General features: G+C 70.3%; 10 protein-coding genes. 3 read left to right on the top strand and 7 right to left on the bottom strand.

Going from position 1 to position 12,389, the window contains the following annotated elements; translation table 11 throughout:
• Positions 1–125: 125 nt before the first annotated feature.
• From ACKUU6_RS30930 to ACKUU6_RS30915, 4 genes are all read right to left on the bottom strand, one after another.
• Positions 126–1,355: an MFS transporter gene (locus ACKUU6_RS30930; RefSeq protein ID WP_407991865.1), complete on the bottom strand. Its 1,230-nt coding sequence runs from the start codon at positions 1,353–1,355 to the stop codon at positions 126–128.
• Between the two features lie 144 nt (positions 1,356–1,499).
• The gene (locus ACKUU6_RS30925; protein ID WP_407991864.1) at positions 1,500–1,841 is read right to left on the bottom strand and encodes a VOC family protein; all 342 of its coding nucleotides are present in this window, start codon (positions 1,839–1,841) and stop codon (positions 1,500–1,502) included.
• Positions 1,842–1,929: 88 nt separating this feature from the next.
• Positions 1,930–2,292, bottom strand: a complete 363-nt coding sequence (locus tag ACKUU6_RS30920) for an ArsR/SmtB family transcription factor (RefSeq protein ID WP_407991863.1) — start codon at positions 2,290–2,292, stop codon at positions 1,930–1,932.
• Entirely contained in the window at positions 2,289–2,804 is a 516-nt protein-coding gene (locus ACKUU6_RS30915; protein ID WP_407991862.1) for an SRPBCC domain-containing protein, read from the bottom strand. Before ACKUU6_RS30915 ends, ACKUU6_RS30920 begins: the two co-directional genes overlap by 4 nt.
• Before the next feature lie 115 nt (positions 2,805–2,919).
• Between ACKUU6_RS30915 and ACKUU6_RS30910 the strand changes: the two genes are divergently transcribed.
• Entirely contained in the window at positions 2,920–3,768 is an 849-nt protein-coding gene (locus tag ACKUU6_RS30910) for a PIG-L family deacetylase (RefSeq protein WP_407991861.1), read from the top strand.
• A gap of 51 nt (positions 3,769–3,819) precedes the next feature.
• Here ACKUU6_RS30910 and ACKUU6_RS30905 read toward each other — a convergent pair whose 3' ends face one another.
• Together ACKUU6_RS30905 and ACKUU6_RS30900 are read right to left on the bottom strand one after the other, a co-directional pair.
• Positions 3,820–5,016, bottom strand: coding sequence for a serine/threonine-protein kinase (locus ACKUU6_RS30905; protein WP_407991860.1), 1,197 nt, complete (start codon positions 5,014–5,016; stop codon positions 3,820–3,822).
• A 211-nt stretch (positions 5,017–5,227) separates the two neighbouring features.
• Positions 5,228–6,319 (bottom strand): vWA domain-containing protein, encoded by a 1,092-nt coding sequence (locus ACKUU6_RS30900; protein ID WP_407991859.1) that lies wholly within the window; start codon positions 6,317–6,319, stop codon positions 5,228–5,230.
• A 333-nt stretch (positions 6,320–6,652) separates the two neighbouring features.
• On the opposite strand from ACKUU6_RS30900, the gene ACKUU6_RS30895 reads away from it, so the two are divergent.
• Complete coding sequence (locus ACKUU6_RS30895) at positions 6,653–7,159, top strand: hypothetical protein (RefSeq protein WP_407991858.1); 507 nt, start codon at positions 6,653–6,655, stop codon at positions 7,157–7,159.
• An 8-nt stretch (positions 7,160–7,167) separates the two neighbouring features.
• On the opposite strand, the gene ACKUU6_RS30890 is transcribed toward ACKUU6_RS30895, so the two are convergent.
• Complete coding sequence (locus ACKUU6_RS30890; protein ID WP_407991857.1) at positions 7,168–11,262, bottom strand: molybdopterin-dependent oxidoreductase; 4,095 nt, start codon at positions 11,260–11,262, stop codon at positions 7,168–7,170.
• 377 nt (positions 11,263–11,639) lie between these two features.
• On the opposite strand from ACKUU6_RS30890, the gene ACKUU6_RS30885 reads away from it, so the two are divergent.
• A complete protein-coding gene (locus ACKUU6_RS30885; protein WP_407991856.1) occupies positions 11,640–12,383 on the top strand; it encodes a class I SAM-dependent methyltransferase in 744 nt (247 codons plus the stop codon).
• Positions 12,384–12,389 lie beyond the last annotated feature (6 nt).

Below are 12,389 nucleotides of genomic sequence, written 5' to 3'. Positions count from 1 at the left end.
GCCGAGCCGGCGGCGGCCCGAACACCCTGTCGGAGCGGCGAGAAGCATGGTGGTGGCGGCCCTCCGGGAGGGCCGCCACCACCATGCTTCTGCCGTGCGGCGCCCGGGGCGCCCAGCCAGGACCGCTACGCGGGCTCGGGCACCGACGAGGAGGCAGCCGCGGGCGACGACTCGCCGTCCACCACCGGCGGCTTCAGGAAGCTGGTCCCCCAGGCCACCGCGATGGTGACCACCGCGAAGATGAGACCGGTGATCACGGTGGCCGAAGCGCTGTGGTTGTCGATCGCGACACCACCGGCGAAGGCACCGAACGCGATACCGACGTTGGCCGCCGAGACCGGCAGCGACTGGGCCAGCTGACCGCCGGGACCGGCCAGCGTGATCACCCGTACCTGCAGCGAAGGCACGATGCTGTAGAAGGACAGGCCCCAGCCGAGCAGCGCGAGCGCCACCAGCCAGGCGATGGAGCCGACGAAGTAGAGCACCAGCAGGGACAGCGCGATACCGGCGGACCCGATGATCAGCGTCAGGGAGGCGTTGCGGTCGGCGAACTTGCCGCCGCCGAACGAGCCGACCGCCGTGGCCACGCCGTAGGCCAGCAGGAACACGCTCAGCATGCCTCCGGAGATACCGGTCACGCGCTGCAGGAACGGCACCAGGTAGGTCAGCACCGCGAAGACGGCCGAGAACACGATGAAGTTGAGGAACAGCACGGCGAGCACCCGCGGCGCGAAGGCGTACTTCGCCTGGTGTCCGGCACCCGCACCGGCCGGCGGCACCGTCGGGATCAGGACCACCGTGCCGGCCAGCACGATCACCGCACCCGCGACGATCGCCATGAACGACCCGCGCCAGCCCAGTGTCTGACCGACCAGCGTCCCCAGCGGCACCCCGAGCGCCCCGGACATCGCGACACCCGAGATGACGATCCCGATCGCCTTGCCGATCCGCTCCGGCGGGACGACCGTCATCGCCGCCATGAACGCGCCGGCGATGAACAGCCCCTGCGACGCGCCGATCAGGAACCGCAGCACCAGGAACAGGCCGTAGTTGGAGGTCAGCACCGCGAGCAGGTTGCACACGATGAACAGCGCCACCGTCCCGATGAGAACGATCTTCTTCTCGAGTTTGATCGTCAGCGCGGTGAGGATCGGACCGCCGATGGCCAGACCCAGTGCGTAGACGGTGACCACGGTGCCCGCCTCGGCGATGGTCACATGAAGGTCAGCGGCGATCCGGTCCAGCACACCGACCACGAGCAGCTCACCGCTGCCCAGCACGAACATTCCCAGAAACAGCGTGGCCAGCGCCAGGTTCGACCTGCCCACGCTCAACGCCGTCTGCTGTGTACTCATGTGCACACTTCCCTACTCGTCGTGGTGCGGAGAGACCGTCCGGACAGGACCGGGCGAGAGCCGGCCGGCCGCCACGGGACGGGACGTGCGGACGGACAGCCGGCCGGGACAGACGGCCGCAGGGCGCCCGGGGTCAGGCGTCCGTCACTTCCACTGGATGATCTGGAGGTAGTTCCCGTCCGGGTCGGCGAACGTACCGAACTTGCCCTTCTCCCGGTCCGCGACCGAGATCCACTCCACGCCGGCCGCCGTCAGGCGGGCCTGCTCGGCGTCGAAGTCCTCGACGTGGAAGTTGATGATCGCGCGGCCCGGCTCGTTGTTCTTGACCTCGACGTCCTCACGCCCGTCGATCGCCAGCAGGAAACCGCCCAGGTCGATCGCGCCCTCGCCGGTGAACTCCGGTGCCAGCACCTTGATGTACCAGGCCCGCAACTCCGCGGGCCGGGTCGTACCCAGCAACATGCTCCCGGGCTGCAACGTCGTCATGTCAGATCTCCCTCGATGTGTGATCACAGGTCACGGCCGACCGGCCGCGCCACTTCGGAACAGCTACGAGCCCACGCCGGCTCTGGGTCTACGTGGAGTCGCGTTCCGCCGCCTCGGCCGCCTCGGCGAGGCGCTTGACAGCTGCCAGCCGCCGGTCCCAGTCCGCCGCCAGTGACGACATCCACCGCGTGGTGGCGTCCAGACCGGCCGGCCGCAGCGAGTACCTCACCTCACGCCCCACCCGGCAACTGACGACCAGTCCGGCCGAGTCCAGGACGGCGAGGTGCTTGACGATCGCCTGCCGCGACACCGGCAGCCACTGCGCGAGCGTCGTCGCGGTGGCCGCGTCCTGCGCGGCGAGCAGATCGAGCAGTCGGCGACGGGTCGGATCGGCCAGCGCGCCCAGAACGCTGCCGACCTCGCCGACCCCATCCCCAGGTTCCTCACTCACACAGTCGACTCCTCGACGCGCTTCCTCGCCGCGTCCAGGACCTGCGGCCAGCCCGCCGAGAGGTTCTCGACCGTACTGGCGCGCACCTCGTCCGACACCGCCAGCGCGGCGAACCCGCTCTCCACCACCCGCAGGCGCGTCTTCTCGCCCTCCGCCGACAGCGTGAACTCCACCAGCGTGCTGTTGTTCTCGCTCAGCTCCTCACCGGGAGAGGCCGGCGCCCAGCGGTACGCCACGTACAGCGGCGGCCGCACCGTCACGACCCGCACCGGGAATTCACCGTGCTCCGGGTTCTTCGCGACCATCGACTCACCCTCGACGGCGGTGGAGCCCTTCAGGCTCTCCGGATCCGCCACCCAGAAGCCCGGCGCCGACACCAAGGACCACACCCGCTCCACCGACGCGTCGATCAACGTGTCCCGCTCGATCATGTCGCCGCCCATGAGAAAACCCCTCTCAGAAACCACAATCAGTGCAACCACATCGTTGCACGACGCCAGGATGACCCGCAACCCGAACGTTGCACGAGCGGACCCGCCTGTCGCGCGGCCCGAATTTTCGGGAGCGGCGGACCACCTGGATGCAGCAGACTCTGGTCGAGCACTTTTCGAACCGGAGGAAGTCTTCATGGTTGACCGGCCCCTGACGCTGATGGCAGTGCACGCCCACCCCGACGACGAGGCGACCGGGACGGGCGGTGTGCTGGCGCGCTACGCCGCGGAGGGCATCCGCACGGTCCTCGTCACCTGTACCGACGGCGGGTGCGGTGACGGGCCGGGGGGCGTGAAGCCCGGGGAACCGGGGCACGACCCGGCAGCCGTCGCGGCGACCCGCCGCCAGGAACTCGAGGCCAGCTGTGGGGTGCTGAAGGTCAGTCACCTGGAGCTGCTGGACTACGCAGACTCCGGGATGATGGGCTGGTCGACGAACGACGCCCCCGGCTCGTTCTGGCAGACGCCGGTGGCCGAGGGTGCCGCCCGCCTCGCCGAACTGATGCGGCAGTACCGGCCCGACGTGGTCGTGACCTACGACGAGAACGGCTTCTACGGCCATCCCGACCACATCCAGGCGAACCGCATCACCATGGCGGCACTGGAGCTGACCGACCTGACGCCGAAGGTGTACTGGACGACGGTCCCGCTCTCGGCGATGCGGCGGTTCGGCGAGGTCATGCGCGAGTTCGGCGGGGACTGGGAGCAGCCGGAGCCCGACCAGGCCGTCGAGACACCCGACGTCGAGATTCCCGACATCGGGCTTCCCGACGAGGAGATCAGCACCTGGGTGGACACCAGCGAGTTCGGCGGCGCGAAGTTCGACGCGCTGGCCGCGCACGCCAGCCAGGGCGAGAACATCTTCTTCCTGAAGATGGGGCCGGAGCGGTTCACCGCGCTGATGGGCGTGGAGACCTTCGTCCGGGTCCGGGACACCACCGACGCCGCGCTGCCGGAGGACGACCTCTTCGCCGGGCTGCGCTGATCCCTCCGCCTGGTGCGTCGACCGGTACCCGGCGGGTCGTCGTGCGGAGTGCTACTTCCGCTTCTTGCCCTGGGCGCTTCGGTGGCCCTTCTGCTTCCCGTCGTCCGGGCGGTCGGCCGCTGACCGCGCAACGCCGGTAGGCGCCGGAGGGGCGGCCGGCCGGGCCACCGCACCGGCGGCGGGCTCCGTCGCGGGCGGGGACGACGGCGACGGCTGCGCCGGTACGGGCTCGGATGCGGCCGGAGCCGACGGCAGTACCGCGGCCGGGCGCGGCGCCGCCGGCAGACGGTCGTCGAAGGCGGTACTTCCTCCGACTCCGGCGAGGACCAGCACGGAGACCGCTGCCAGCAGCGCGGGCCGGCCGGCAACGGCGTACGTCCGCCTCGACGGGTGCGGGAGCGCCAGGGTGCTCCTCGCCTCCGGCTCGGGTACCTCGAGCAGCTCGGCGCAGGCGGCCGCCGAGGGGCGCTGTTCGGGGTCCATGCTCGTCATCCGGAGCAGCGTGGTCGCGAGGTTCCCCGGCAGGTGGCGCGGGATGGCGGGCGGGCGGTGCAGCCGGGCGGCGGCGGCTTCTATCGGGGCGCCGGTGTACTCGCGGTTCCCGGTCAGGCATTCGAGCAGCAGCAGGCCCAGGGCGTACACGTCGGCGGCGGCCCGTGCACCCTGGCCGCGCATCTGTTCGGGGGCGAGGTAGGCCGGGGTTCCGACGACCAGTCCGGTGTGGGTGAGCTCCTCGTCCCCGGGAGCGACCGGCCCGTGCAGGAGCCGGGCGACGCCGAAGTCCGCCAGCCGTGGGCGGCCGTCCCGGTCGAGCAGCACGTTGGACGGCTTCACGTCCCGGTGGACGACTCCGTGGGTGTGGACGAAGGCGAGTGTCTGCGCCAGGTCGCGTCCGAGGCGCCTGACCTCGGCGGTCGGCAGCGGCGCCGATCGTACCGTCGCCGCCAGCGTGGGACCGTCCACCAACTCCAGGGCCAGGTAGGGCCGCTGGGCGACGATGCCGTAGTCGTACACCTCCACCAGACCGGGGTGGTGCAGCCGGGCCAGCACCCGCGCTTCGGTCCGGAAGCGTCGGGCGGTGTCCGCGGTCGCCCCGGGGCGGACGACCTTGAGGGCGACCTCCCGGTCGAGGCGTTCGTCCACGGCCCGCAGGACGTCGGCGCAGCCCCCGTGCCCCAGCACGGAGCTCACCCGGTAGCGGTCCGCGAACAGAGCCGGCTCGGTCCTGCTCCCTGTCGTCACGGTCATGCCGCTCTCCGATGCCTCACGCGGAATCCCTCGCGCCCTCCGGGCGCGCCGATCGCCGTCTACCCCGCGACCGCGAACGAACACCGGATCGGGGCCGAACGATTGCCCGTGGTGGTCGGGCAACGATCGGAGAGAGCACTGACGCCCCGCCAGGCGCGCGTGACGGAGTCGGATCCGCCCACCGACCCCGGGGCGGATCCGCACTCCTCCGCTACAGGACGACGAGCAGCTTGGTCCCCGACACCAACTTCCGGTTGACGGAGGTCGACTGGACGAACACGGTGTACGCCGGGTTGTCGCCCGGCTTCACCGTGGCCTCCGACTGCGGCAGGCCGAGGAGTTGGCGGGCCGCCGGGCCCGAGAACACCCTGCCGGTCATCCGACCGGTGGTCGGGTCCTTCTCCGCCACGGCGAGCTGCTTGCTGCCCTGGATCTTCTCGCGCTTGGACAGCTCGTAGAAGGCGCAACCGGTCTTGTACGGGTGCCCGGCGCTGGTGACGAAATCACGGATCGGCATCTGCTGGTCGACCGGGATCAGGATGTACTTGCCGGTGTCCAGGGCGTCGAGATTGGCCTTCACCTCGGCGGTGCTCAGATCCTGGCCCATCGCGAAGAGGTTCTTGGTGCCGCGCACGCCCTGCTCCCGGCCGCGCAGGAAGCTGGTGGCAGCCGACTTGACCGTGCCGATGGCCTCCTCGACGCCCTTGCTCGAGTCGGCGTCCCAGATCGCGATGTTGCCCGCCGGAAAGCCGTACTCCTGAGCCGTGCGCTTGGCCAGGGAATTCGGAACGAGAATTGCGGACGTCCAGTGGCCGGGAAGGTTGTCCATGGCGCCCTGGATACGGCTCAGCCATGTGGCCAGCACGGCATTTCCCTTGCTGCCGCCCATACGGATGTGCATTTTTCCGGACTCCGAACAACCCGAGGCGTTCTCCTCGCCGTCGGTGACGACGACCTGGAGGAAGGAATGCTCCCCGTACCCCTCCCAGATGTTCTTCAGATCGTCGATCGACTTGACGGCCGCCTCGATCAGGGCGGTCGCGCCGTTGTTCACCCGGTAGAGGCCCCGCAGGGAGGGAAGGTGCTTGACGTCCATGTCCCAGACCAGGTTCTTCACCTCGTGGTCGAAGGCGTAGAGGCTGATCCGGGTCTCGTGACCGAGCCGGTCGGACTCCTCCTGGAGGCCCTTCACGAACTCGTCCACCACGCGGACAAGCTGCGACTCGTGCTGCCGCATCGAACCCGAATTGTCCACCACCAGCGAGACGTGGTTGACCTTGTGCTTGATCCTGTCCGCAGCCATGGCAATACCCCTTGTCCAACGCTCATCCGACGCCTTTCGGCGCCGCCCTCCGACGTTGGTTCCACAATATGAGGTAGCACTGACAATCCGGTTCCCGCCGATTTCCGTTGCCGCTCGGGATGCCGGTGCCGTCGGCGTAGCGGTGGACGAGCACCGAGCCGGTCGGGTGACCTGGCACGGACCACCCAGGCCGCCCCCGAGGGCCTGACCGACGGGCCGTCAGTTACTCGGCACCGTGAGGAAGAACGGTGCGTTACTGTCGTCCGGGCGATCCGGCATGAGCTTCGTCGCCGACCTGCCTGTCCACCTACCCGCCGGAGGGCCCGCATCCTGATGACGCCCGGTCAGCTGTTGATACTCGTCGTCACCGCCGCCATCGTGGTGAGCCAGTTCTCCGCACGGCCCGTCCGTGCGGTGACCTACCTGTGGGTGGCCCTCCTCATCGTGCGTGGCTGTGTTCCGCCGGGGCCGAGCAGCCCGACTGCGGCCGGAGTCGCGTTCCTGGTCGCCGGGCTGGTCGTGTCGATCGCGGCCGGGGTCCTGCGCGGCCGCACCATGCCGATCTGGCGGGAGCCCGACGGGCGGCTGCAACGCAAGGGCGACCGCCTGACGCTGCTCCTGTGGCTCGCCACCATCGCGGTCAAGCTCGGGCTCGGCGCGCTCGCGGAGGCCGCGTTCGGCGAACCGTTCAACGCCAACGCCCTCTGGCTCGGCCTCGGCGTCACGCTGGGCGTCCAGCAGGTGGTGCTGACGTACTGCGGGCGTCGCCTGCCGAGGCCTGAGCCCTCCGGCGGGCCCGCCACCCGAACCGGTGACGGGGGCCTGCGGAAGGCCCGCTGACCGCTCGCTCAGTACACGTCCCGCACGTACCGCTGATCGCTCGTCAGCTGCCGGACGTACGCCCCGGCGGCCGTCTCGTCCATCCCACCGTGGGCGGCGACGATCTCGCGCAGGGCCTGGTCGACGTCCTTGGCCATCCGGCCGGCGTCGCCGCAGACGTAGAAGTGGGCGCCGTCCTGGAGCCACCGCCACAGGCGCGGGCCGTGCTCGCGCATCCGGTCCTGGACGTAGATCTTGTTGCGCTGGTCGCGGGAGAACGCGACGTCGAGACGGTCCAGGTGGCCGGAGCCGCGGAACGCTTCCAGCTCCTCGCGGTAGTAGAAGTCGGTGGCCTCGCGCTGTTCGCCGAAGAACAGCCAGTTGGGACCGGTGTGGCCGCGGGCCCGGCGGTCCTCCAGGAAGCCGATGAACGGTGCGACGCCCGTACCGGGGCCCACCATGATCATCGGCGTGGCGGAGTCGGTGGGCGGGCGGAAGTGCGGCGAACGCTGGACGAAGACCTGCACCGGGCCGTCGTCCGCGCAGTCCGCCAGGTAGGTCGAGCAGACGCCCTTGCGCTCCCGGCCGAGGTCGTTGGTGTAGCGGACCACGGACGCGGTCAGGCGGATCTCGCCGGGATGGGCCAGCGGGCTGGACGAGATCGAGTACAGGCGCGGCTGGAGCCGGCGGAGCACGCCGACCCACTCCGCCGCCGACGCCCGCACGGGGGCCGCGCCGATCACGTCGACGGCCTGCCGGCCCCAGCTCCACTTCGCCAACTCGCCCTTGTTGTCAGGTCGCAGCAGCCGCTTGAGGTCTCGGTCGCCCGTCCGCTCGGCGACGAACCGCAGCAGGTCCGGGGTGATCCTGGCGATGTCGAGACGGGTCCGCAGTGCCTCGCCTAGAGGCAGGGCACCGCTGTCGGGCAGCGTGATGCTCTCCTCGGCATCGAGACCGGTCAGGGCGAGCCACTCGGCGACCAGATCTCTGCCGTTGGCCGGCCAGACACCGAGCGCGTCACCGGCCTCGTAGGCGAGTTCGCCGCCCCGGGTGTCGAACGCGAACTGCCGTACCTCCTTCTGCGAACCGGGCAGGCTGAGCAGCCGGTTGCCGATCAGCAGCGTCGCGAACGGGGACGCCTTCGAGTAGACCGGCGCGACCGGCCGGGCAGCGGGCACCTGGTTACCGGCTGCGATGGCCGTCAGGGCGTCGGCCACCTGCTCCAGCCACCGCCCGGCGGCCTCCTCGTAGTCGGCGTCGCAGTCGGTACGCGGCAGCAGCCGGGTGGCACCGAGCTCCGCGAGTCGCTCGTCCAACCGGCGGCCGTGGCCGCAGAAGTCCGCGTAGCCCGAGTCGCCGAGGGCCAGCACGGAGTACCGCACGCCTTCCATCCGCGCGGCGTCCGACGCGGTGAGACCCTGCCAGAAACCGGCGCCGTTGTCGGGGGCGTCCCCGTCGCCGAAGGTACTGGAGATGACCAGCAGGTCGGCCTCGGCCGGGAAGCTGCCTGGCGGGAAGTCGGCCATGCTGCGGACCAGCGGCTTCCGGTCCGTCTTCGCCAGGCGGCCCGCGACGGTCGCGGCGAACTCCTCCGCGTTACCGGTCTGGGAGGCCCAGAGGACGATCAACTCCCGCCCGGAATTTTCCTGGTGGAAGGCATCCTGTTCCGGCAACCCCGGCTGCTCGGGAGCAGCACCTCGCGAGAACGTGCCCGCCAGCAGACCGTTCACCCAGAGCGCCGTCTCCGGATTGAACGGCGCGCTCACCGGCAGCACCGGGACTCCGCCGGGCGCCGCCACCGCGACACCGGAGAGATACCCCGAGAGGTACCGCCGTTCCGGCTCGGTGAGCACCGGCGGCGCCAGCTCGGTGACACCGAGCAGCGCCGCCAGCGCGGACGTCGGCTGCAGAGGAACGGCCTGCTCGGGCCCAGCCCCGGCCACCACCCTCAACTCCACCGCACACGCCTTCAGTTCTGGCTGGAACGACACCGGGTCGACGGCGTCGCTGGTCACCGCGTTGATGCTCAAGTACTCCCCGAACAGGTCGTTCCAGTGGAAGGGTGCGAAACAACTGCCGGGCCGCACCCGGTCGGTGACCACCGCGGGCAGCACGGCACGGCCCCGGCGCGAGGCCACCTCGATCCGGTCACCGTCCCGGGCACCCATCGCTGCGGCGTCGTCCGGGTGGAGTTCGACGAACGGCCCGGGGTTCAGTCGGTTGAGCTTGGCGATCTTTCCGGTCTTGGTGAGGGTGTGCCACTGGTGCTGCAGCCGCCCGGTGTTGAGGACGAACGGGTAGTCGTCGTCCGGGAGTTCAGCGGCCGGCAGGTGCGGCCGGCCGAAGAACTGGGCGCGGCCCGTCGCGGTGGGGAACGCCAGCCGGGGCCTGCTGCCGTCCGCCCGCTCCAGCAGCGTTTGGCTGACGCCGTCGTTCAGGTACCTGATCGGGTTGCGGTCCCCGCCGTCCGGGGAGGGCGCCGGCCACTGCACCGGACCCTCCCGTAGCCGCTGGTGGTCGATGCCGCGCAGGTCCCAGCCGGTCTTCGGGTTCCAGGCCCGCTTGAGCTCCTCGAAGACCTCCTCGGCGCTCGCGTGGTCGAAGGCGTCGGCGAAGCCCATCTCCCGGGCGACCCGGGCGATCAACTGCCAGTCCGGCAGCGCCTGTCCGGGCGGATCGACCACACCCGGCACCAGGGTGAGGTTCCGCTCGGAGTTGACCATCACGCCGTCGGACTCCGCCCACAGCGTCGCGGGCAGCACCACGTCGGCGTACGCGTTGGTCTCCGTCTCGGTGAACACGTCCTGGGTGATGACCAGTTCGGCCGCCTCCAGCCCCGCGATGACGGTCCTGCGGTTGGCGACCGAGGCGACCGGGTTGGTGCAGATGATCCAGCACGCCTTGATCGCACCGGCCGCCAGCTGCTCGAACATCGCCACCGTGCCCCGTCCGACGTCGGTCCGCAGCGTGCCCGCCTCGACGCCCCAGAGGTCCTCGACGAAGGACCGCTCCGCGTCCACCAGGACCGAACGCTGACCGGGCAGGCCCGGACCCATGTAGCCCATCTCGCGCCCGCCCATCGCGTTGGGCTGCCCGGTGAGCGAGAACGGGCCCGAACCCGGGCGGCAGATCGCGCCCGTGGCGAGGTGCAGGTTGACCAGGGCGTTGGTGTTCCAGGTGCCGTGCGTGGACTGGTTGAGCCCCATCGTCCAGCAGCTCATCCACTCGCCCGCCTCACCGATCCACCGGGCCGCCAGCCGGATGTCCGCCTCCGGTATCCCGGTGATCTCGGCGACCCGCTCCGGCGGGTAGTCGGCCAGGAAGGCGGGCATCGCCTCCCAGCCGTCGGTGAACTCCGCGATGAACGCCTCGTCGGTGTGGCCGTTCGCGACCAGCAGGTGCAGCAGACCGTTCAGCAACGCCAGGTCCGTGCCCGGCCGGATCTGCAGGAACAGGTCGGCCTTCGCGGCGGTGGCGTTGCGCCGGGGGTCGACCACGATCAGCTTCGCCCCGGCCGACCTGACCCGGTCCATCATCCGCAGGAACAGGATCGGGTGGCAGTCGGCCATGTTCGCGCCGATCACGAAGAAGGCGTCCGCCCGGTCGAAGTCCTGGTACGAGCCGGGCGGGCCGTCCGCGCCCAGCGACAGCTTGTAACCGGTGCCCGCACTGGCCATGCACAGGCGGGAGTTCGACTCGATCTGGTTGGTCCGTACGAAGCCCTTCGCCAGCTTGTTGGCCAGGTACTGGGCCTCCAGTGACATCTGCCCGGAGACGTAGAAGGACAGCGCGTCCGGCCCGTGCTCGTCCAGGATCGCGCGCAGCCGCCCCGCGACGGCGGTGATCGCCGCGTCCACGTCCACCTCGGCGGGTTCGGTTCCGCGCTCGGTACGGATCAGCGCCTTCGTGGCCCGCCCCGGGGCGGACATCAGATCGGCGCCGGTCGATCCTTTGGTGCAGAGCCGACCGGAGTTCGCCGGATGGCTCGCGTCCCCCGCAACCTTCTTGACGATCCGTCGACCGCTTGCCGCGTCCCGGCCGATCTCCAGCACGATGCCGCAGCCCACACCGCAGTACGAGCAGACCGTCCGCACGCTGTCCGCCTCCGAGCCGGCCGTCGTCAACGGGACTCCCTCCCGGGGATCGCAGTCCCCACCGGTGACACGCGCGGCGCGCTGCGGCGGGCGGTGGGAAGCTCCCACGGTGGTCAGCCTAGGGAGGCCGCATTACCGGATGATCACGGCGCGTGGGCGTCGAGGGTTAACCGGATCGCACAGCGTGCCCGCCGCCGATGTGAGCTGCGCAGAAACGGGTGGCGGTCGGAGTTGGGCGATAGGTGCGGCTGCCCGGAGATCCGGGCCAACTTCTCTGTGCCATCTGCCAGTACGGCCGCCGGACAGCGTGGAGGAGACTTTCCGCCACGGCAGCGACCGGCCCGCCTCCGACTCCGGAGGGGCCGACGCGGTCACGTACAGGACGAGGGTACAGAAGGGGGCGGCACGTGAGCGTGCAGCAGTACGACGAGATCGGTGAGGCGTTCGAGGGCTTCAAGTCCCTGCCGTTGATGCGTTACGGGGAGGTGCCGAGCTTCCTGGGGATGGTCGGGGACGTCAGCGGCAAGTCGGTTCTCGACCTGGCGTGCGGCACCGGTTTCTACAGCCGCGAGTTCAGGCGACGTGGCGCCTCGGACGTCTTCGGCGTCGACATCTCCGTCGAAATGATCGCCGCCGCACGGGAGATCGAGCAGCGTAACCCCCTGGGTGTGCGCTACGAGGTCGGTGACGTGATCGAACTGCGGCCGCTCGACCGAAAGTTCGACATCGCGCTGGGCGTGCAGTGCCTCAACTACGCCCAGGACATCGCGGCGATGGAGCGGATGAGCCGCAACATCCACCGGAGCCTGGTGCCGGGCGGGGAGTTCTTCATACTCGCCCAGAGGCCGGACTACCGGTTCGACTGTCGGTCCCTGGAGACGTACGGGTTCCGCTGCGAGCCGGCCGGCGAGGAGCTCGAGACCGGTCCGCGGGTGCGGGTCACCGCACTCGTCGAGCCGCACCCGATCACCATCGTCAGCTCGGCTCCGCGCCGCGAGGTCTACGAGAAGTGCCTGGCGGCGGCCGGGTTCACCGAGCTCGAGTGGGTCCCGCTGCAGGTCTCCGAAGCCGGAATCCGCGAGTACGGCGAGGACTTCTGGGCGGACCTCCGCGCGGCCCCGCCGCTGGAGATGCTGCGCTGCCGCGCCTGACCGGCA

Source organism: Kitasatospora sp. CMC57 (genome assembly GCF_045866025.2).
Classification (GTDB): domain Bacteria; phylum Actinomycetota; class Actinomycetes; order Streptomycetales; family Streptomycetaceae; genus Kitasatospora.
Note: the sequence above shows the minus strand (reverse complement) of the source record. Positions and strands in the feature narration are given on the sequence as shown.